At 70.5% G+C, this 19,621-nt stretch carries 20 protein-coding genes; 6 read left to right on the plus strand and 14 right to left on the minus strand.

The genetic code is table 11. The features are described 5' to 3' along the window. Positions 1 to 76: 76 nt before the first annotated feature. From ESP51_RS12950 to ESP51_RS12965, 4 genes are all read right to left on the minus strand, one after another. A complete protein-coding gene (locus ESP51_RS12950; protein ID WP_241843151.1) occupies positions 77 to 397 on the minus strand; it encodes a hypothetical protein in 321 nt (106 codons plus the stop codon). A gap of 102 nt (positions 398 to 499) precedes the next feature. After that, complete coding sequence (locus ESP51_RS12955) at positions 500 to 973, minus strand: 8-oxo-dGTP diphosphatase (RefSeq protein ID WP_129521314.1); 474 nt, start codon at positions 971 to 973, stop codon at positions 500 to 502. 3 nt (positions 974 to 976) lie between these two features. Continuing rightward, positions 977 to 2,005 (minus strand): 6-phosphofructokinase, encoded by a 1,029-nt coding sequence (locus ESP51_RS12960; protein ID WP_129521315.1) that lies wholly within the window; start codon positions 2,003 to 2,005, stop codon positions 977 to 979. 139 nt (positions 2,006 to 2,144) lie between these two features. After that, on the minus strand, positions 2,145 to 4,268 hold the full coding sequence (locus ESP51_RS12965; RefSeq protein ID WP_241843152.1) for a DEAD/DEAH box helicase: 2,124 nt from the start codon (positions 4,266 to 4,268) through the stop codon (positions 2,145 to 2,147). Between the two features lie 284 nt (positions 4,269 to 4,552). On the opposite strand from ESP51_RS12965, the gene ESP51_RS12970 reads away from it, so the two are divergent. After that, a complete protein-coding gene (locus tag ESP51_RS12970) occupies positions 4,553 to 4,762 on the plus strand; it encodes a hypothetical protein (RefSeq protein WP_129521317.1) in 210 nt (69 codons plus the stop codon). An 8-nt stretch (positions 4,763 to 4,770) separates the two neighbouring features. Here the strand turns inward: ESP51_RS12970 and ESP51_RS12975 are convergent, their stop codons facing one another. After that, on the minus strand, positions 4,771 to 6,681 hold the full coding sequence (locus ESP51_RS12975) for a DUF2207 domain-containing protein (protein WP_129521318.1): 1,911 nt from the start codon (positions 6,679 to 6,681) through the stop codon (positions 4,771 to 4,773). Between the two features lie 72 nt (positions 6,682 to 6,753). Here ESP51_RS12975 and ESP51_RS12980 point away from each other — a divergent pair, with 72 nt between their 5' ends. The 3 genes from ESP51_RS12980 to ESP51_RS12990 are packed head-to-tail and all read left to right on the plus strand — an operon-like array spanning position 6,754 to position 8,487. Beyond that, entirely contained in the window at positions 6,754 to 7,032 is a 279-nt protein-coding gene (locus tag ESP51_RS12980) for a metal-sensitive transcriptional regulator (protein WP_129521319.1), read from the plus strand. Between the two features lie 2 nt (positions 7,033 to 7,034). After that, on the plus strand, positions 7,035 to 7,928 hold the full coding sequence (gene mmuM, locus ESP51_RS12985; protein ID WP_241843153.1) for a homocysteine S-methyltransferase: 894 nt from the start codon (positions 7,035 to 7,037) through the stop codon (positions 7,926 to 7,928). A gap of 16 nt (positions 7,929 to 7,944) precedes the next feature. Beyond that, positions 7,945 to 8,487, plus strand: a complete 543-nt coding sequence (locus ESP51_RS12990) for an O-acetyl-ADP-ribose deacetylase (protein WP_129521320.1) — start codon at positions 7,945 to 7,947, stop codon at positions 8,485 to 8,487. Positions 8,488 to 8,497: 10 nt separating this feature from the next. Here ESP51_RS12990 and ESP51_RS12995 read toward each other — a convergent pair whose 3' ends face one another. The 6 genes from ESP51_RS12995 to ESP51_RS13020 form a co-directional block, all read right to left on the minus strand. After that, positions 8,498 to 9,388, minus strand: coding sequence for a glycerophosphodiester phosphodiesterase (locus tag ESP51_RS12995; RefSeq protein WP_129521321.1), 891 nt, complete (start codon positions 9,386 to 9,388; stop codon positions 8,498 to 8,500). 121 nt (positions 9,389 to 9,509) lie between these two features. Continuing rightward, positions 9,510 to 10,673 carry a N(5)-(carboxyethyl)ornithine synthase gene (locus ESP51_RS13000; protein WP_129521322.1) on the minus strand — a complete coding sequence of 388 codons (1,164 nt, stop codon included), beginning with the start codon at positions 10,671 to 10,673 and terminating at the stop codon, positions 9,510 to 9,512. Positions 10,674 to 10,743: 70 nt separating this feature from the next. Next, on the minus strand, positions 10,744 to 11,604 hold the full coding sequence (locus tag ESP51_RS13005) for an aldehyde dehydrogenase family protein (protein WP_129521323.1): 861 nt from the start codon (positions 11,602 to 11,604) through the stop codon (positions 10,744 to 10,746). After that, positions 11,601 to 13,181, minus strand: a complete 1,581-nt coding sequence (locus ESP51_RS13010; protein ID WP_129521324.1) for an aldehyde dehydrogenase family protein — start codon at positions 13,179 to 13,181, stop codon at positions 11,601 to 11,603. Before ESP51_RS13010 ends, ESP51_RS13005 begins: the two co-directional genes overlap by 4 nt. Before the next feature lie 13 nt (positions 13,182 to 13,194). Further along, a complete protein-coding gene (gene deoC / locus ESP51_RS13015) occupies positions 13,195 to 14,202 on the minus strand; it encodes a deoxyribose-phosphate aldolase (protein ID WP_129521325.1) in 1,008 nt (335 codons plus the stop codon). Positions 14,203 to 14,251: 49 nt separating this feature from the next. Further along, positions 14,252 to 15,196, minus strand: a complete 945-nt coding sequence (locus ESP51_RS13020) for a sugar-binding transcriptional regulator (RefSeq protein ID WP_129521326.1) — start codon at positions 15,194 to 15,196, stop codon at positions 14,252 to 14,254. Positions 15,197 to 15,315: 119 nt separating this feature from the next. On the opposite strand from ESP51_RS13020, the gene ESP51_RS13025 reads away from it, so the two are divergent. Continuing rightward, a complete protein-coding gene (locus tag ESP51_RS13025; protein WP_129521327.1) occupies positions 15,316 to 16,248 on the plus strand; it encodes an ROK family protein in 933 nt (310 codons plus the stop codon). 8 nt (positions 16,249 to 16,256) lie between these two features. On the opposite strand, the gene ESP51_RS13030 is transcribed toward ESP51_RS13025, so the two are convergent. Continuing rightward, entirely contained in the window at positions 16,257 to 17,471 is a 1,215-nt protein-coding gene (locus tag ESP51_RS13030; RefSeq protein ID WP_129521328.1) for an MFS transporter, read from the minus strand. A 23-nt stretch (positions 17,472 to 17,494) separates the two neighbouring features. On the opposite strand from ESP51_RS13030, the gene ESP51_RS13035 reads away from it, so the two are divergent. Next, positions 17,495 to 18,190 carry a hypothetical protein gene (locus ESP51_RS13035; RefSeq protein WP_129521329.1) on the plus strand — a complete coding sequence of 232 codons (696 nt, stop codon included), beginning with the start codon at positions 17,495 to 17,497 and terminating at the stop codon, positions 18,188 to 18,190. 44 nt (positions 18,191 to 18,234) lie between these two features. Here ESP51_RS13035 and ESP51_RS13040 read toward each other — a convergent pair whose 3' ends face one another. Further along, a complete protein-coding gene (locus tag ESP51_RS13040; protein ID WP_129521330.1) occupies positions 18,235 to 19,167 on the minus strand; it encodes a bifunctional riboflavin kinase/FAD synthetase in 933 nt (310 codons plus the stop codon). Continuing rightward, positions 19,164 to 19,610, minus strand: a complete 447-nt coding sequence (locus ESP51_RS13045; protein WP_129521331.1) for a hypothetical protein — start codon at positions 19,608 to 19,610, stop codon at positions 19,164 to 19,166. Before ESP51_RS13045 ends, ESP51_RS13040 begins: the two co-directional genes overlap by 4 nt. Positions 19,611 to 19,621 lie beyond the last annotated feature (11 nt).

Below are 19,621 nucleotides of genomic sequence, written 5' to 3' on the forward strand. Positions count from 1 at the left end.
CGCAGACGGGCACACGCATGCGAAACGGGCCGCGCCCCGAAGCCTGGGGACGCGGCCCGTTCAGGCGCGGTGCCGATCAGCCGATGAAGGCGAACGGCAGCATCGCGAGGCCGAAGGCGGCTGCAGCGAGGCCGACGAGCACGGCGCCGCCGAGCATGACGGCGTTCAGCACGATGCCCCAGATCGCCATGGTGCGCGACGCGGGCTCGCGCTTGAGCGCCAGGATGCCGAGCACGAGGCCGATGGCGGGCACGACGAAGGTGTAGCTCGCTACGATCGAGACGAGGCCGAGCACGAGGCTCGAGATGCTGAACCCACGCGTCTCCGCCCCAGGGGCGGCATAGGGGTTCTGCTCGGCGAACGGCGCCTGCTGGTCGGTGGGGGTGACGGTGGTCATGTCGATCTCTCCTGTTCGTGGGGTGTGATTCCACGCTACGGATGCCGCGAGCACGGTGACATGGGGCTATCCCCCCGATCCCGGGGGCGGCGTGCCCGCGACTCACGCCACCGGATCGACGACGGAGGCGAGATCCGCTCCGAACGTGAAGGATCGCCGCACGGCCCCGCCCGCGAGCACGCCGGGCAGCCAGAACCGTGCGTCGTCCCACATCTCGTCGAGCGGAATCTCCGCGATCTCGAACCACTCGGGATCGAGCTCGTCGGATGGCGCAGGCTCGCCGATCCAGCGACGGCACACGAACACGTTCGACTCCTGGCTCCACGCCTCGCGGTGCGGGAAGCGATAGCTGAGCAGTCCCCGCGGCTCGAGGTCTGCAGCCGCGACGATGACGCCGGACTCCTCGGCCACCTCGCGCACCGCGGCCTCGACCGCGGACTCGCCGGGCTCGAGCTTGCCGCCGAGGCCGACGTAGTAGCCCTCGCCGAGGCCGTGCTTCTTGCGGCCGAGGAGCACCTCGGTGGTGCCGTCCCGCTCGCGCAGGAGGTAACAGACGCAGACCTGTGGAAGCGGCATCCGTCAGCCGAAGAGGATCTTCGCCTCGTCGTAGCGGGCCTGCGGCACGCGATTGAGGCTGCCGACGGCCTCGGCGATCGAGACGGTCTTGATGTCGGTGCCGCGCAGGGTCACCATCGAACCCCACGCGTTCTCGTAGACCGCGTCGACCGCGTGCATGCCGAGTCGCGTCGCGAGCACCCGGTCGTAGGCGCTCGGGGCGCCGCCGCGCTGGATGTGGCCCAGCACGGTGTCACGCGACTCGATGCCGGTGCGCTCCTCGATCATTGGCGCGAGCCGCTCGGCGATGCCGCCGAGCCGCGGGCGATTGAACGCGTCGAGGCCCTTGTGCGAGTGCGCACCCTCCATGTCCTCGAGGTGGAAGCCCTCGGCCACGACGACGAGCGGCGCCCGGCCACGGTCGCGCACCGACTCGACCCACTCGCAGATCTGCTCGATGGTCTTCGGCTGCTCGGGGATGAGGATGGCGTGCGCGCCGCCGGCCATGCCGGAGTGCAGCGCGATCCAGCCGACGTGCCGGCCCATGACCTCGACGACGAGGCATCGCCCGTGCGACTCGGCGGTCGTGCGGAGCCGGTCGATCGCCTCGGTGGCGATCTCGACGGCGGTGTCGAAGCCGAAGGAGTAGTCGGTCGCCGCAAGGTCGTTGTCGATCGTCTTCGGAACCCCGACGATCTTCAGGCCGGCGTCGGTGAGTCGCCTCGCCGCCGTGAGCGTGCCCTCGCCGCCGATCGCGATGATCGCGTCGATGCCGTTCTCGTCGAGCATGCGCTGGATGTTCTCCGGGCCGCCGCCCTCGCCCTCGAAGGGGTTGGTACGGCTCGAGCCGAGGATCGTGCCGCCCTGCTTCGAGAGGCCGCGCACGTCGTGGCGCTCGATCGGCATGAAGTCGCCCTCGACGACGCCCTTCCACCCCCAGCGGAAGCCGACGAACTCGGCATCATGCGAGATGACGCCCTTCAGCACGGCGCCGCGGATCACGGCGTTCAGCCCGGGGCAGTCTCCGCCGCTCGTGAGGATACCGATCTTCATGCCTCGTGTGACTCCAGTTGCGTGAAGAGACCTGTCGCGATCTCAGAGGAACCTGTGATGGTGCCGGAGGCCGCTTCGTCGGGGCGTTTCGACTGCCGCAGTCTATAGCCTTCCCACGAAGGGCGATCCCGCGCGAGCGTCAGAGCGCCCCGTCGAGCGCCTGCCGCAGCAGGTGCACGAGCGCGTCGAGCTGCACGGAGTCGGCCGAACCCGGCTCAACGTCGCTGCCGTCGAGCGCGCGGGCGGCGAGGCCCTGCTTCGAGTCGATGAGCTCCGCGATGCGCGCGTCGATCGTGCCCGCGGCGATGATGCGCCATGCCGTGACGGGTTCGTCTTGGCCGATGCGGTGCACGCGGTCGATCGCCTGCGTCTGCTCGGCTGCGGTCCAGCTGAGCTCGGCGAGCACGACGTTCGACGCGGCCTGGAGGTTCACGCCGACGCCCGCCGCCGTGAGCGAGCACACTGCGACGGCGACCTCGGGGTCGTTGTTGAACGCGTCGATCGCCGCTTGCCGCTGGAAGGCGGTCTGGTCGCCGCGGAGCGACACGGTGCGGAGCTCCCGCGCCGCGAACGCCGCTTCGGCCTGGTCCATGACGTCGATGTGCTTCGCGAAGAACACGACCTTGCCGACCGATCGCGCCAGCTGGGCGGCGTAGTCGGCCGCGAGGCCGGCCTTCGCCTGGCCGATGCGGCGCACCATCGTGAAGACGTTCTCGCCCGACTTCGATGCCTTGGACTCTTCGAGCTCGGCGTGCGCGACCGCGCGGATGAACTGCTCGCGCTGGTCGTCGTCGAGATCGCCGATGCGCAGATTGCGCGCTTCGACGAGTGCACGGAAGCGGCCGGTGAGGCGGTTTCCGAGCTCGCGTTCGGCGGCGCGCACCGATCGGCCGAGCTCGTCGTCGAGTTCGACGGGCAGGTCGGCGATGCGCTTCGCAGGCAGGTCGGCGGCGACGTCGACCTTGCGGCGGCGCACGATGCCGAGGTCGATGACGGCGCGGCGGGCCTCGGGGTAGAAACCGTGCTCGGCCGGGGTGAGCCCCGTCTGCTCGAGCTTGCCGAGCAACTCGGGCGACGGCCGGTCGCCCTCGATCCAGCCGAGGAACTTCCAGATGGCACGGAAGTCGTCGACGTCGTTGATGAGCGGGGTGCCCGTGAGGGCCATGAGCAGCGGGTCGCCGCCCGGCGCGCTGCGGCGGATCTGCTCGGCGAGCGTGAGCACGTTGCGCGACCGCTGCGACTGCAGGTTCTTGATGAAGTGCGCCTCGTCGACGACCATGCCCTTGAAACCGAGGGTCGACAGCCACGCCATGTGGCGGTCGAGCACGTCGTAGTTCACGATGACGACGTCGGCGAACGCGTCGAGGGTCTCGCCGTCGCCGTGGATGACGGTGGCGCGGCGATGCGGGGTCCAGCGCTCGACCTCGCGAGCCCAGTTCATCTTCACGACGTTCGGCACGACGGCCAGCAGCGGGTAGGCATCGGCGACGGATGCCGCGAGCACCGATTGCGCCGTCTTTCCGAGGCCCGGCTCATCGGCGAGCAGGAAGGTGCGGTGTCCTTCGCGCACGCTCTCGATGAATCGGATCTGGTGCATCATGAGCTCGAGACCGCGCGGCGAGAGCCGGTCGACCTTGGGCGCCTCTGGCAGCTCCATCGAGGCGGCCTGGCCGCCCGAGCCGGTCTCGAACGACTTGAACAACGGGCCGAGGAGCTCCCAGTTGGCGAGGCGACGCACCGGCACTGGCGGCGGCGCGGCCTTCGAGAAGTCGGGAGCGAGGAAGGGGTTCGCGAGCTGCCTCGAGCGCACGGATGCCGGGATCACCTGGTTCTCGGCGAGCATGGGCTTCAGCTCGGGCTCTCGCGTGATGATGAGTTCGTCGGGCGAGAGCTCGGCGCCGGACTCGAGCAGCCAGTCGCGGCGGAACCGCTGCGCGACCGTGGAGATCGAGGCGTCGGGCTCGAGCAGGGCGATGAGGCTCGTGTCGCGCGCGGCCGTCTTGGCCAGGATCTGCGCGATGCCGTCGAGTCGCTTGAGCAGCTCGGCACGTGCGGCATCGCTCACCTCGGAGTCAGCCTTCACACGGGCACGCTCTTCGCGCATGAGCAACGCGATGACCTGGTACTTCGTGCGGTTCGTGGGGCCGAGCTTGCCCTTCTGCGCCTTCGTCTCGACTTCGCGCACCTTGCGCGCGAGGATCGGGATGATGGGTGCGTCATCGTCGCGCGAGCGCGTACGCTGTCGCTGCCTCGTCTGGGCCAATGGTCCTCCAGTTTCTGGGCCGCATCCGGCATGCCCCCCTCGACATCGGTCGTGATGGTCGAGGCCGGTTCGGCACATCACCCGATGTCGCCGATCGCGGTACGCCGAATCCCGAACCGAGCAGCACGCGAGCTGGGCTCACGCGGTCGGCCGAAGAACGGATTCGTCGGGCGCAGCGCCATTCTACCCGGAATTCGGCGCAGGTTGCGACGAAGCGATGCCGCGGGTCGCGGTTGCATCCGCAAGCCCGTGCGGGAACTTCCTCTGCGGCCTACTCTTGGACCATGGACGATCTCGCGAGGGCGGGTGCAGGCGTCTCGCCCGATGACGACGAATTCACGGTGGCGCAAGACACGGAGTTCGACGAGCCCGATACGGCCGCCGAGCCCGCAGACGGCGATGAACGCACGATCGACGACAGTCTCGACGACGAGGTGCCTGGCCTCGACACGGAACGACGCGTCGACCTGAGCGACGAGGCCGTCGCGGACTGACGCGCGAATCAGACCCCGCCGCCGCCGCCTCCGCCGCCCCCGCCGCCCGACGAGCCGCCGCCGCCCGAGCCGCTGCTCGACGAGCTCGAGCTCGAGCCCGACCACGACGCGCTCGACGCCGACGAGAACGAGTGCACGGCCCCGCTGAAGACCCCGGCATTGAAGGCGCTGCGGCCGGCGTACCAGTCGGGCGAGGTACCGGTCTGCTCGTAGAGCGACGCGAGCTCGCGGCTCCATTCGCGTTCGAGGCCGAACAGCACCGCGTAGGGCAGCAGTCGCTCGTTGAGCTTCAACACGACGACGGGGTCGAGCGGGGCGGCGAAGGCAGGCGCAGCCGCCGCGCCATCCATCGCGACCGGCACGGATGCCGCGGCCGGACGCTCGACCCGCAGTGCCCCATGGGGACTCTGCAGCACGCGGAGCCGCTCGGCCTCGGCGAGGCGGATGTAGAGGCGGAGCCCCTCGAGGTGGTCACGTGCCGCTCGCCCCTCTTCGGTGAGCGGGCGCACATCCATGACCACGACGAACGTCACGAGCTCGGCGAGGATCGCCGCGACGAACCAGATCGCCGGCCAGGCTCCGCCCATCTGCGCGTCGAGCGCGATGACGCCGAAGACCACGCTGAGCACCGCGCCGATCATGCCCACGACGGCGAACAGCGTGCGGCGGCCGAGGTCGGGCCTGCGCCGCAGGCCCGTCTTCACGACGCGCTTCGTGACGGCCTGGCGGAGAGCGAGCAGTCGCTTGCCGAGCGCGGTGTCGCGCGACGTCAGTTCGCGCAGTTCGCCCGGGGTCGGAACGCCGTAGAGCGCGGACACCACGGACCGGGCATCGGCGTCGCCCGCCTCGCCCCCGACGAACTCGACCGCGTAGCGCTTGCGGCCCGTCTCGACGATGCGCAGCTCGCCCGCCACCGCGCGCTCGAGGATCGTCGCCGTGACCCCCTTGCCGGATCGGCCCACGAGGTCGGCGGCGACCATCGCGCTGACGCCGGCCGGAGGCTCGTACTCGGCGATGATGGTGCCGCGCCCGGGGTGGTCGCGCCAGCGCACCACGCGCGTGACGATCGCCGCGAGCATCGAGAGGATCGCCACGATGGCGGCGAGCGCGCCGGCGATCGCCGCGGGCGAGGACATGAACGCCTCGTCGCGCGGCTCGAACGTGCCGGGCGCGAATCCGACGGCGATCGTGAGGTTGTCGTACGGGCCGAGGGTCGACGCCTCGGCGACGACCACCGGCGGGAGCGAGTCCCCGACGGTGAGCGTCTCGCACGGTGTGTCGGAGCCGGTCCAGCCGCGATAGCACGCGACGTCGCCGGTGAACGCCTCGGCGACGTCGGCGCTCATGCGCAGTTCCGCCCGAACTCGTCCGAAGGGCTGCGCCCAGCCCGTGCCGTTGACGTCCCAGTAGAACTCGTCGATCGCGGCGTCGTCGGGCGTGAACGTCACGTTGTGCTGCCGGTAGCTGATCACGTAGGTCTGCTCGCCGTGCACGAAGTCGTCGGCCCGGATCGTGACGAGGAGGAACTCCCCGTTCTCGTCGCGCTCGGCCTCGAATGCGCGAGGGCTGCCGGCGGCATCCGTCACCGACTCGATCTGTATGTCGGTCGGGTGGCCGTCGTAGTGGAGCGGAATGGCACGGCGGATGCCGCGGTTCTGATCGAACTCGGGGAACACCGCGACGAGCGTCTCGGTCGTGTCGAGCACCGAGCGGCCGTCGGCGTCGCGGGAGAGCTCGTAGACCGCGTCGAACGACGCGAACGTGAAGTCGTCGACGCCGGCTCGAGCACCCGCGTCGACGGATGCCGCCTCCCCGGGTTGCTCCGCCGCGAACGCGACGGCCGCCGGCGACGCCGCGAGGCCGAGCGCGAGGGCGAGGACCGACGCTGCGAGCATGCAGGCGAGGCGGAGACGCGTCATGCCCCAACGTTAGTGCCATTCGAGCCGAATGTACCCCAGGGGGTATATCCCTCCGGGCGATAGGATGTGCCCGTGATCGACGACATCAAGAAGCGCGCCCTGCACCGAACCAAGATCATCGAGGGCCAGCTCCGCGGCATCGAGAAGATGATCGAGAACGACGACTACTGCGTCGACATCATCACCCTCTCGCTCGCGGTGCAGAAGTCGCTCGCCTCGCTCAACAAGCTGCTCGTCGAGAACCACCTGCGCACGCACGTCACCGACATGTACGAGGCGGGCGGCGACCAGCGCGAGGCCGCCGTCACCGAGCTCGTGCGCATCTTCGAGCTCTCGAACAACCGCGGCTGACCGTGTCGGCTCTGAGCCTGCTCGATGCCCTCGCCGAACGCGCGCTCGTCGTCGACGGCGGCCTCGGCACACGACTCGAGGAGCGCGGAGCGGATGTCTCCTCCGAGCTGTGGAGCGCGCGAGTGCTCGCCGACTCGCCCGAAGAGGTGCTCGACGTGCACCGCGACTACTTCGCCGCCGGCGCCGACGTGGCGATCACCGCGTCGTACCAGGTGACGTACGAGGGATGTGCTCGCGCCGGGTTCGACGCCGACGCGACGACCGGGCTCCTGCGGCGCAGTGTGGAGTTGGCTCGCCGCGCGCGCGACGAGGCCGGGCACGGCTGGGTTGCGGCATCCGTCGGCCCATACGGGGCCATGCTCGCCGACGGGTCCGAGTACCGCGGCGACCTCGGGCTCGATGTGGAAGAGCTCCGCGATTGGCATCGGCAGCGCATCGACGTGCTTGCTGGCGCAGGCGCCGACCTCATCGCGTTCGAGACCATGCCCTCGCTCGTCGAGGTCGAGGCGATCCTCGCCGAGCTCGCAGGCACGGGTACTCACGCATGGATCTCGGTGACTCCCCTCGCCGGTCGGCTTCGCAGCGGCGAACCGCTCGCCGAGGCGCTCGCGCTCGCCGCCGCCGTCGACGAGGTCGTCGCCGTGGGCGTGAACTGCTGCGCACCGGGTGAAGTGCTCGGCGCCATCGAGGCGGCACGCGAGGTCACGACGAAGCCGATCATCGTCTATCCGAACAGCGGTGAGACGTGGGATGCCGCAGCCCGGCGCTGGAGCGGACGCGCGGCGTTCCCGACCGAGGCGGTGCGGTCGTGGCGGGCGGCGGGCGCCGGACTCATCGGAGGCTGCTGCCGCACCGGCCCCGGCCAGATCGCGGCCATCGACCGGGCTCTCACCTGATCGAAGGGAAGCGACCGTGCCCCGCATCGAGCTGATCATCGGCGACCTCACCGCCGAACGCGTCGACGCGATCGTCAACGCCGCGAACTCGAGCCTCATGGGCGGCGGCGGCGTCGACGGAGCGATCCATCGCGCCGGCGGACCATCGATTCTCGAGGAGTGCCGGGCGTTGCGCGCGACCACGCTGCGGTCGGGCCTGCCGACCGGCGAGGCCGTCGCGACGACGGCGGGCCGCCTGCCCGCGCGCTGGGTGATCCACACCGTCGGTCCCGTCTGGCCGGGGCCGGGCCCCGACGCCGACGCGAGGCGGGAGCTGCTCGCCGCGGCCTACCGCAACTCGCTCGGGGTCGCGACCGGCCTCGGGGCGGCATCCGTCGCCTTCCCGGCGATCTCGGCCGGGGTCTACGGATGGCCCGCCGACGACGCCGCCCTCGTGGCGCTCGGCACCACCGCGGAGGCTGCCGACGCGCCTCCGCTCGTGCGCTTCGTGCTCTTCTCCGAGCGCATGTACGACGAGTTCCGCACGGCCGCCGACCGGCTGGGGCTCCACGTCGGGTGAGCGCGCCGCTTCATGTGCCGGGCGCCGTGGTGGCCAGCCATTGGTCGAGCTCGCTCGGCTGGTCGGTGATGATGCCGTCGACGCCGAGCGCGCTCACCTCCTGCCAGCTCTCGTGGGTGTTCAGGGTGTAGCAGAGCACCGCGATCCCTGCCTCGTGCAGGGCCTCGAGCGCGCCGGGCACGGCGGTGACCGATGCCGCCGTCGTGCCGAAGCCGATCACGCCGAGTCGCTCGGCGAGCGCCACCGGCTCGGCGGGCAGCTCGCGGATGAGCATGATGCGAGGGGTCGTGGGCGACACCTGCTGCACGGCGAAGAGGGTCTCGAGACTGAAGCTCTGCAACACGATGCGGCCGCGAAGCCCGTGCTGCTCGACGAGATCGATGACCGTGCGCACTTCCTCGGGCGTCCAGTCGGCCTTCAACTCGACGAGGGCGCGCGCGGTCTCACGGCTCGCGAGGGCTTCGAGGAACTCGTCGAGTGTCGGGATGCGCTCCCCCGCGTATTCGGCGCCGTACCACGCACCGACGTCGAGGCGACGGAGCTCGTCGAAGTCGAGCTCGTCGACACTGTGCCGCGACCCGGTGACGCGCTCGAGACTCGTGTCGTGGAAGAGCACGGGCACACCGTCTCGGCTCAACCGCACGTCGGTCTCGACGAAGTCGAGGGCCTCCATCGCGCGTTCGAGCGAGGCCATCGTGTTCTCCGGCGCCTCAGCTCGATCGCCCCGATGCCCGACGATGAACGCCGCCGTACCCGGCATCCGGAGTGCGCCGAACACGTCGACTGCCGACGCGGTGGTCGGCGTGGCGGCAAGCAGGAGCGCGGCCGCCGTCGCCGTCACCGCGACCGACGCGAGCAGGACGCGAACGGCGCGGCGTGGTGGATGCGCGAAACGGGTCACGGGTAGGGCCTTTCCACCGGTCGCGCGCCATTGCGCGACGGTGCACTCACCCTAGCAACTTCGTTACCGTTTCGTTACCTCCCCCGTTCGCGGGACGCCGCCGCCCGCCGCCCGGCGCCGCTCACGCGAGTGCGAGGTAGGGGTACTCGGCCGATCGACGCTGGAATTCCAGGATCGCGGTATTCCGGATGCGGCCGCCGGCGATCTCCGTGGCGCGATCGATCGTGTCGGACTCGGCCCACGCCTCTGGGCCCTCCATCACCGTGCGCAGGAACGGCATGAGCGCTTCGCTGATCTCCCAGGTCGCCGAGTTCCAGAGGTAGGACGGGCTGTGGTCGACGGCGTAGTAGTTCGTCGACTCCCCCACCGTGAACATCGGCTCGGCGAACGAGGTGGGGCGGGCCCAGCTGAATCCCATTCCGGCGTCGACGGACACGTCGACGATGAGGCTGCCCGGACGGAAGGCACCCAGATCCTCCGTGCGCAGGTACGTGAGCGGCGCGTTCGGATCCTGGAGCGTGCAGTTGACCACGATGTCCCGTTCGGCCAGGAACGGGGCGAGCGGCACCGGGCCGTCCTCCGTGTTCACGGTGCTCAGGAACGGCGCCTCGGGATTGTGCTCGAACTGGATGATGTCGACCGAGGGGATCGGCGAGCCGACCGCAGCGGTGTCGCGATTGGTGAGCACGCGCACGTCGTGGATGCCGTGGGCGTTCAGCGCGGTCACGGCACCACGGGCGGTGGCACCGAACCCGATGACGACCGCGCTCAGGCGCCGGCCGTAGTCTCCCGTCGACCCGCACAGCTGCAGGGCGTGCAGCACGGAACAGTAGCCGGCGAGCTCGTTGTTCTTGTGGAACACGTGCAGCCCGAAGCCGCCGCTCGCCGTCCAGTGGTTCATGGCCTCCCACGCGATGAGGGTGAGCCCCTTGTCGATCGCGAGCTGGGTGATCGCGCGGTCTTGCACGCAGTGCGGCCAGCCCCAGAGCACCTGGCCGTCGTGCAGGTCTTCAAGATCGGACGCCTGCGGCTTCGGCAGGAGGACGACGTCGCTCCGGGCGATGATCTCCTCGCGAGAGCCGAGCGCGGCGACGAGGGGCTCGAGCTGCGCATCGGCGAAGCCGAAGCGCTCTCCGTAGCCTCGCTCGAGGATCATGTTCTCGCGAAGGTCGGGATCGATCCGCTCGAGGTGCGACGGATGCAACGGCAGTCGCCCCTCATCGGGCTTCCTGGAGTGCGCCAAGACCCCGAGTGGCAAGAGACGAGGGCTGGTGGTGTTGGCCATAGCGTGAGGCTACGCCATGCCGCGACCGGCGCAGGACCCCCTGCTCGGATGCCTGCGCCCGGCGGTGCGACTAGAGCAGGCTCTTCGTGTGCCACACCGTCTTGGTCTCGGTGAACGCCGTGATGCGGCCGAGCGCGGGTGCCGCGGCATCGGGGCCCGACTCGGGCCGGAGCACTCGTTTGAGCGTGTCGGCGGCGTCGACCTCGAGCGAGATCCAGTCGAGCGCGCCCGCACCGACGAGGTCGATCGCGTTCACGTCGGAATGGCTCGCGAGCCACGGGGCGATCTCGGCAGGTGAGCCCGTGAGCACGTTCACGACGCCCTTCGGCACGTCACTCGTGGCGAGCACCTCGGCGAGACTGATCGCCGAGAGCGGGAATCGCTCGCTCGCCACGACGACGACGGAGTTGCCGGCCACGAGTGCCGGGGCGATCGCCGAGACGAGCCCGAGGAGCGACGAATCCTGCGGCGCGATGATCGCGACGACTCCCGTGGGCTCGGGCACCGAGATGTTGAAGTAGGGACCCGCCACCGGGTTGGCGTTACCGGCGACCTGCGCGAACTTGTCGGCCCAGCCCGCGTACCAGACCCAGCGGTCGATGGACTCGTCGACCTGAGCGGATGCCACGGCGCGCGACACGCCCTCGGCCTCCTCGATCTCGGCGACGAACTGGGCCCTGCGGCCTTCGAGCAGCTCGGCGATGCGGTAGAGCACCTGGCCGCGGTTGTAGGCGGTGGCACCCGACCAGCCGGCCACCGCTGCACGAGCGGCGACGATGGCGTCGCGGGCGTCTTTGCGTGAGGCCTTCGCCGCGTTCGCGAGGAATGCCCCGTCGGCCGCGACGATCTCATAGGTGCGCCCCGACTCGCTGCGCGGGAACGCTCCACCGATGTAGAGCTTGTAGGTCTTCGGCACGGCGAGGCGGGTCATCGCTTCGTTCCCTTCGTCGCGGAGTCCGTTTGTCGGCGCTGCGCGGCTCGGCGCGTGCGCTTGGGGGCGGCATCCGCGGTCTCGATGGGCTTGGCCGTGGCGGGCGCCGCGAGGCTCGACTGTGCGGCTCCCCGGCCGACGGCGCTCGGGGCGAGGTACGCCGCCAGGCCGTGGCGGCCGCCTTCGCGACCGTAGCCGGACTCCTTGTAGCCGCCGAACGGCGAGGCGGGGTCGAATCGGTTGAACGTGTTCGCCCAGATGACGCCCGCGCGCAGCTGGTCGGCGACGGCGAGGATGCGGCTGCCCTTGTCGCTCCAGATACCGGCGGAGAGGCCGTAGGGCGTGTTGTTCGCCTTCGCGATCGCCTCGGCGGGCGTGCGGAAGGTGAGCACCGAGAGCACCGGGCCGAAGATCTCCTCACGGGCGATGCGGCTCGACGTCTGCACGTTCGTGAAGATCGTGGGCGCGTACCAGAACCCGTTCTCGGGGATCACGCACGGCGCGCTCCAGCGGTCGGCGCCCTCGGCGACGCCGACGTCGGAGAGCTCGCGGATGCGCTCGAGCTGCTCCTTCGAGTTGATCGCGCCGACGTCGGTGTTCTTGTCGAGCGGATCGCCGAGCCGCAACGTCGAGAGCCGCAGCTTCAGCCGCTCGACGACCTCGTCGTGGATGTTCTCCTGCACGAGCAGGCGGCTTCCGGCGCAGCAGACGTGGCCCTGATTGAAGAAGATGCCGTTGACGATGCCCTCGATCGCCTGGTCGATCGGAGCGTCGTCGAAGACGATGTTCGCCGCCTTGCCGCCGAGCTCGAGGGTCGCCTTCTTGTCGGTGCCGGCGATCTGCTTCGCGATCGCTCGTCCGACGGCGGTGGAGCCCGTGAAGGCCACCTTGTCGACGCCGTCGTGGGCGACGAGCGTGGCTCCGGTGTCGCCCGCGCCCGTGATGATGTTCACGACTCCGGCGGGGAGGTCGGCCTGCTGCAGGATCTCGGCGAAGATGAGCGCCGTGAGCGGCGTCGTCTCGGCGGGCTTCAGCACGACCGTGTTGCCGGCGGCCAGTGCCGGGGCGATCTTCCACGCGAGCATGAGCAGCGGGAAGTTCCACGGGATGACCTGCGCAGCGACGCCGAGCGAACGGGGGTTCGCGCCGAGCCCCGCGTGGTCGAGCTTGTCGGCCCATCCCGCGTAGTAGAAGAACCACGCGGCGACGAGCGGCACGTCGACGTCGCGCGACTCCTTGATGGGTTTGCCGTTGTCGAGCGACTCGGCCACCGCGAGCTCGCGAGCGCGCTCCTGCACGAGCCGGGCGATGCGGAACAGGTACTTGCCGCGGTCACGGCCGCTCATGCGCGACCAGACGTTGTCGTAGGCGCGGCGGGCGGCGGCCACCGCGTCGGCGACATCCGCTTCGTTCGCATTCGAGATGGTCGCGATGCGCTCTTCGCTCGCGGGCGAGATGGTCTGGAACGGAGTGCCGCGGCCGTCGACGAACTCGCCGTCGATGAAGAGGCCGTAACTGTCGCGGAGCGAGAGGATCGCCCGCGACTCGGGGGCAGGTGCGTACTCGAGGAAACTCATGTCGTGCTCCAACTCAGTCGATCGTCACGTAGTCGGCGCCGGAGTAGTGGCCGGTCGCGAGCTTCTGGCGCTGCAGCAGCACGTCGTTCAGGAGGCTCGACGCGCCGAAGCGGAACAGGTGCGGCCGCAGCCACTCCTCTCCGACGGTCTCGGCCACGGTGACGAGGTACTTGATGGCGTCTTTCGACGAGCGGATGCCGCCCGCGGGCTTCACGCCGATGCGCTGGCCGGTGGCCAGGTGCCAGTCGCGCACGACCTCGAGCATGAGGAGCGTGACCGGGAGCGTGGCTGCGGGCGACACCTTGCCCGTCGAGGTCTTGATGAAGTCGCCGCCAGCGAGGATCGAGAGCCACGAGGCACGCCGCACGTTGTCGTACGTGTTCAGCTCGCCCGTCTCGAGGATGACCTTGAGGCTCGCGGCACTTCCGTCTGGCCTGCGGCACGCCTCTTTCACCTGCACGATCTGGTCGAACACCTCGCCGTACCTGCCGGCGAGGAACGCGCCGCGATCGATCACCATGTCGATCTCGTCGGCGCCGGCGGCAACGGCGTCGGCCGTGTCGGCCAACTTGATCGCGAGCGACGCACGGCCGCTCGGGAACGCCGTGGCGACGGCGGCGACCGACACGAGGCCGTCGTCGGGGTCGCCATGGGCCGCGCCGAGCGCATCGACGGCGAACGGCACCATGTCGCCGTAGACGCAGACCGCGGCGACGCGCGGCGACGTCGGGTCGGCTGGGTCGGGCGTCATCGCCTTCGCGACGAGCGATCGCACCTTGCCGGGCGTGTCTGCGCCTTCGAGGGTCGTGAGGTCGATGAGCGAGATGATGCGGTCGAGCGCCCAGCGCTTGGAGGTCGTCTTGATCGAGCGGGTGCCGAGGCCGGCCGCGCGCTGCTCGAGTCCGACCGCGTCGATGCCGGGGATGCCGTGCAGGTAGCGACGGAGCGTGGCGTCGTCGGGTTCGCCACCGAGCACGGCGAGCGCGCGCTCGCGGGCGGAGACGATGGAAGTGCCTGACATGGTGATGACCTGCCGTTCAGTGAGTGCTGGGCGCGGAGTTGCCGCGGAATCAGCCGTCGAGGAGGTGGAGGGCGGTGGCCTCGTCGGTGACGAGCACCGAGCAGAGGCGGCTGCGCACGACGGCGTCGGCCACGGCGTGCTTGGCTGGGCCCGAGATCACGGCGATGCCGATCGGCGCGCGCCGCAGTTCGTCGAGCGTGAGCCCGACCGTGCGCGCGTCGAGTGCCGGATCGACGATGTTGCCGTCGGAGTCGATGTAGCGGCCGACGACGTCGCCGACGGCGCCCTTGCGCACGAGCTCGTCGACGTCGGCCTCGGAGAGGTAGCCGCTCTCGACGTGCACCGAGGTGCGGTCGGCGGCGCCGGCGCTGAAGAGGAAGACATCGGCGGAGCGCGCGAGCTCGATGACCCCGGCGACGACGCGGTCGGCCTCGATGGCCTCCTTCGTGGCGAGCCGCTCGAGGATGGCGGGACTCGGCAGCAGGGTGGCGCTGCCGCCGCCCTTCTGGGCGATGCCCACGGCGGTGGCCGCCGCGGTGCCTGGGCGGCGATTGAGGCTCACCCCGCCATTGATCTGCACAACGTTCACGCCGATGGCCCAGCCGTTGCGCAACTGCTGCGAGATCTCGAAGAGGGTGCGGCCCCAGCTCACGCCGAGGGTGCGCGGCACCGGCCGCATGGCCGTGAGGTAGTCGGCCGCCGCTTGCGCGGTGCGCGCCTGGAGCTCTTCGGACGAGCCGACGCCCGCCGAGGAGACGACGATCGCGTCGGCCAGACCGCGCTCGTCGCGAAGCCGGCGCTCGATGGGCAACCGGCGGGCGCGCGGATGCAGGATCTCGATGCGGATGAACCCGCGCTGTTTCGCTTGCGCGAGGAGGCGACCGACCTTCCATCTGGTGAGGCGCAGGGCCTGGCCGATCTCGTCTTGGGTCTTGTTGTCTTCGTAATAGAGCTCGGCCGCGCGGATCGAGAGCAACTCGTCGATCTCGTCCATCAGGCCTCCTTCCACATCCTCTCCAGCGTAGGCAGGGCGACGCGCATCGGCAACACTCGCGGGTAATCCTGCTCATATGAGCATCCGGCGAGCGGATGTCGCGCGCCTAAGCTGGTGCCATGCCACGCCCGCTCGTGCTCGCCGTCGACTTCGGCGGCACCAAGGTCGAGGCCGCGCTCGTCGATGATCGCGGCATCCTGCTGCCCGGTTCCCGGCACCGGCGCGCCACCGGCAACGCCGCCTCGAGCGATGAGCTCGACGCCGCCGTGAGCGAGGTCGTGCTCGCGGCACGCGCCGACCTGCCGGCAGGAGCCGCGCTCCTCGGCGTGGGCGTCGGCGCCGCCGGACCCATCGACGTGGCCACCGGATCGGTCTCGCCCCTCAACGTGCCCGCCTGGCGAGATCACCCGCTCGCGGCATCCGTCGCCGAGCTCGTGCCCGACGCCCCGATCACCCTTCGCATCGACGGACTCTGCATCGCGCTCGCGGAGCACTGGGTCGGCGCGGGTCGCGGCGCGACGAACCTGCTCGGCATGATCGTCTCGACGGGCGTCGGCGGCGGCCTCGTGCTCGGCGGACGGGCTGCGCCCAACCCCACAGGCAACGGCGGGCACATCGGCCACGTCGAGGTCGGCGGGTTCGACGACGCCTGCGCGTGCGGCGGACGCGGATGCCTCGAAGCGGTCGCGTCGGGCCCCCGCACGGTCGCGTGGGCCAGAACGCAGGGGTTCACCGGTGAGACGGGCGAAGCACTCGCCCAGGCGCACGCCGCGGGAGATCCCATCGCGATCGCCGCCGTCGCACGCGCGGGTGGGGCCATCGGGCACGCGATCGCCTCGGCCACCAACCTGCTCGACCTCGATGTCGTCGCGATCGGCGGCGGGTTCTCACGGGTCTCCCCCGCGCTCTTCGAGCACGCACGTGAGGCGCTCACCGAACGCACGGCGTTCCCGTTCGTCTCACGCGTTGCCGTCGTGCCCTCTGGGCTCTCCGACGAAGGTCCCCTGATCGGCGCCGCCGCCCTCGTGCACCGCCCCGAGCTGCTCGCCTGAGGCGGGCCTCAGCGAGCGCGTTCGTCTTCGAAGAAACGAGGCCGCACGACCACGGCGCCCGCGATCGCCGCCGGCAGCGCCGAACCGAGGAGCAGTACGAGCGGCCAGAACCATCCGCCCGTGGCATCGTGCAGCAAGCCGACCACGAGGGGACCGGCCGCGACGATCAGGTAGCCCACCGATTGCACGAACCCCGACAGGGCCACGGAACCCGCATGGGAGCGAGTCCGCAGGTTGATGAGCACGAGCGCGAGCGGGAAGAGGAGCGGGCCCGCGCCGATGAGGGCGACCCACAACCACGTCGCCCAGCCGGGCACGAGCAGGAGGCCGAGGTAGCCGGCCACGAATGCGACGATGGCGATCACGATGAGCAGCTGCACCTTGCCGTAGCGCGCGGCGAGCACGGGCACGATGAGCCCGGCAGGCAGCCCCATGGCAGCGTAGAGCGAGAGCAGCGCCCCGGCCTCGGCGGGTGCCACGCCCGCGATGTCGTGCAGCATCGACGGCAACCACGCGAACGCCGCATAGGCGTTGAAGCCCGCGGCCGCGAACACGAGGGCGAGCGACCAGGCGAGCGGCGATCGAACCGCATGCCGCAGCATCCCGCGGTCGGCCTCCTCGAGCAGCGCCGCCGGCGCCTGCCGGCGCGGATGCACGAGCAACGCGATCCACGGCACGAGCGAGATCGCGGCGATCAGGCCCCACTCGCCGAGGGAGACGCGCCACCCCGCGGCCTCGGCGATCGGCACGGCGATGAGGGGCGGGATGAAGGCGCTCACCGACATCGCGGTGACGTAGACGGTCGTCAGCAGGCCGATGCGATCGGGGAAGTAGCGCTTCACGAGCGGCGGCAGCAGCACGTTGGCGACGCCCATCGCCGCGAAGGTCAGCGTGCTCGTCGCGACGAGGGTGAGCGCCGAGCCGGAGAACCCTCGCCCGAAGAGGCCTGCGGTGAGCGCGAGGAGTGACCAGACGAGGGTGACCTCGAGGCCGAATCGCTTCGCGACCATCGGCGTGAGGATGCCGAACACGGCATAGCAGATGGGCGGCAGCATGCCGAGGAATCCGACGATCGCCGGGTTCAACGGGATCTCCGCCTCGAGCTGGCCGAGGATCGGCGAGAGTGATGCCACGGCCGTGCGCAGGTTGAACGCGACGAGCACGATGCCGAGGAGTGCGAGGGTTCGACCGGCCCACAATGCTCGGGGCGGGGTCGCTTCCATCACGTCGAGTCTAGGCTGGAAGGGTGGCCGACTTCGCCAGGTACCTGCCGCTCAGCCAGCACTCCGGGGCTGACGAGCGCGGCGTCACGAGCGACCGCCGCGCACCCACCGCGGTCGTGCTCCGCGGGCTCGCGACGGCACTCGGCGCGGCCGACGACGCCGCGTGGAACCGTCCCACCGAGCGTGAAGGTCGCACGGTGGCGCACGTCGTCGCCGAGCTCGTCGCCGGGTTCGACCGGTCCCCTGCGCGCCGCGCGCTCGCCACGGCACGACGGGCGCTCGCCGTCGACGACGGAGCGGCCGTGATCGCCGACGATGCACCGAAGGGGTGTGCGGATGCCGCTGCGGCCCTCGAGGCTCGCGCTGCCGTCATCACGACACGACCGCAGCCGACCCGCATCGTCGAGCTCGACGACGCCGTGGTCGCCGCGCTCCTCATCGGCCACGCACTGGGGGTGGCCGTGCCGATCCCGCCACTCGCATCGGGCGCCGTCGCCCTCCGCCGCGCCGCCGCAGCGCCCACCGCGATCCGCGCCGTCATCTCGGGCCACAGCCTGCATGCCACGGATGCCGCGTGGAGCATCGGCCACGGAGCGCCGCTCGTGGGCACCGCCGACGAGCTTCTGCGGTTCCTGACCGGCATCGGCCTCACGGCACCCCGCCCGCCTCACGACGGCGACTTCCCGGCACCCGTTGACGGCGGCAGCCCTCCTCTCTGAAGGCGACGGCTCTTGCTCTCTGAAGGCGACGGCTCGTCGTCGAGTCAGGGGTCGAGGATGACCCGGACGCGCTCCACATCGTCACGGATGCGGTCGATGAGGTCGTCGATGTTCGTGAACGCGACCATTCCGCGGATGCGGTCGACGAACTCCACGTCGACGACGTGGTCGTAGAGGTCGATCTCGCGATCGAGCACATACGCCTCGACCTGCTTCTTCGGGACCCCCTGGAACGTGGGATTGTTGCCGACCGAGATCGCCGCGGGATAGCGGGTGCCGGCGTCGGTGAGCCAGCCGGCGTACACGCCGTCGGCGGGGATGAGCCCCTCGGACTCGGGCGTGAGGTTCGCCGTGGGGAATCCGAGTTCTCGGCCGCGCGCCGCGCCGTGCACGACCATTCCGGACACCGTGGGCGTGTGGCCGAGCAGCTCGGCGGCATGCCGCACGTCGCCCTCGGCGAGGAGCTCGCGGATCCAGGTCGACGACACGCGCCGCTCCCCTTCGGGCCGCACGTCGTCGACGACCTCGACGGTGAACCCGAACCGCTCGCCGAGCTCGGCGAGCAGGCGCACGTCGCCCGCGCCCCGCGCGCCATAGCGGAAGTCGCTGCCGACGAGCACCGACGTGGCGTGCAGCGCGTTGACGAGCACGCGCTCGACGAACTCCTCGGCCGGCACCGAGGCGAGCGCACGGTCGAAGGCGAGTAGCACGGTCGCGTCGACGCCCGTCGTCGCGAGGAGCTCGAGCTTCTGCCGCACGCTGACGAGCGCCTCCGGGCACTTCTCAGGGGCAAGGAGGGCGAGCGGGTTGCGATCGAACGTGACGACGACCGCCTTCACGTCGTCGGCATCGGCGATCGAGCGGAGCCTGCCGATGACCGCACGATGGCCCTGGTGCACACCGTCGAACTTGCCGATCGTGACCGCGGAGGGCCCGAAGCCGGCGGGGACCCCGTCGACGCCCTTGAACGTCTTCACGCGGCATCCGCCTCGCCTCGAGCTGGGCGGTGCAGTGCGAGCCACCACATGCCGAGCAGCGGGAGCACGAGCGGGATGAACAGGTACCCGAAGCCGAACCACGACCAGACCGTCGCTTCAGGGAACAGCTCGGGAAACACGAAGCTCAGCGTTCCCACGACGATGACGCCCGTGAACTCGAAGACGATCGTCGCCCAGGCGACGCCGTACCAGCCGCGCCCTGAGCGGATGAGGGCGACCGTCGCCACCACGTAGACGGCCGCAGCAAGCGCCGAGAGCGAGAACGCGAGCGGCGCCTCGTGGAATCTCTCGACGATCTGCACCAGGGAGCGGCCCACAGCGGCGAGCGCGAGCACGCCGTAGACGGTCACGAGCACGCGTCCGATGCCGCTCATCCGCCGCCCGCGATCGGAGTCGGGCCGGGCATTCCGCACGTCAGTCATGTCGTTTCGAT

This window comes from Agromyces albus, from assembly GCF_004134825.1.
Lineage (GTDB): Bacteria > Actinomycetota > Actinomycetes > Actinomycetales > Microbacteriaceae > Agromyces > Agromyces albus.

Excerpts from the sequence above, each read along its gene's own strand:
- ESP51_RS12950 (WP_241843151.1), bottom strand. The coding sequence starts at position 397 with ATGACCACCGTCACCCCCACCGACCAGCAGGCGCCGTTCGCCGAGCAG.
- ESP51_RS12955 (WP_129521314.1), bottom strand. The coding sequence starts at position 973 with ATGCCGCTTCCACAGGTCTGCGTCTGTTACCTCCTGCGCGAGCGGGAC.
- ESP51_RS12960 (WP_129521315.1), bottom strand. The coding sequence starts at position 2,005 with ATGAAGATCGGTATCCTCACGAGCGGCGGAGACTGCCCCGGGCTGAAC.
- ESP51_RS12970 (WP_129521317.1), top strand. The coding sequence starts at position 4,553 with ATGGACGATCTCGCGAGGGCGGGTGCAGGCGTCTCGCCCGATGACGAC.
- ESP51_RS12975 (WP_129521318.1), bottom strand. The coding sequence starts at position 6,681 with ATGACGCGTCTCCGCCTCGCCTGCATGCTCGCAGCGTCGGTCCTCGCC.
- ESP51_RS13000 (WP_129521322.1), bottom strand. The coding sequence starts at position 10,673 with ATGGCCAACACCACCAGCCCTCGTCTCTTGCCACTCGGGGTCTTGGCG.
- ESP51_RS13005 (WP_129521323.1), bottom strand. The coding sequence starts at position 11,604 with ATGACCCGCCTCGCCGTGCCGAAGACCTACAAGCTCTACATCGGTGGA.
- ESP51_RS13010 (WP_129521324.1), bottom strand. The coding sequence starts at position 13,181 with ATGAGTTTCCTCGAGTACGCACCTGCCCCCGAGTCGCGGGCGATCCTC.
- deoC (WP_129521325.1), bottom strand. The coding sequence starts at position 14,202 with ATGTCAGGCACTTCCATCGTCTCCGCCCGCGAGCGCGCGCTCGCCGTG.
- ESP51_RS13020 (WP_129521326.1), bottom strand. The coding sequence starts at position 15,196 with ATGGACGAGATCGACGAGTTGCTCTCGATCCGCGCGGCCGAGCTCTAT.
- ESP51_RS13025 (WP_129521327.1), top strand. The coding sequence starts at position 15,316 with ATGCCACGCCCGCTCGTGCTCGCCGTCGACTTCGGCGGCACCAAGGTC.
- ESP51_RS13030 (WP_129521328.1), bottom strand. The coding sequence starts at position 17,471 with ATGGAAGCGACCCCGCCCCGAGCATTGTGGGCCGGTCGAACCCTCGCA.
- ESP51_RS13045 (WP_129521331.1), bottom strand. The coding sequence starts at position 19,610 with ATGACTGACGTGCGGAATGCCCGGCCCGACTCCGATCGCGGGCGGCGG.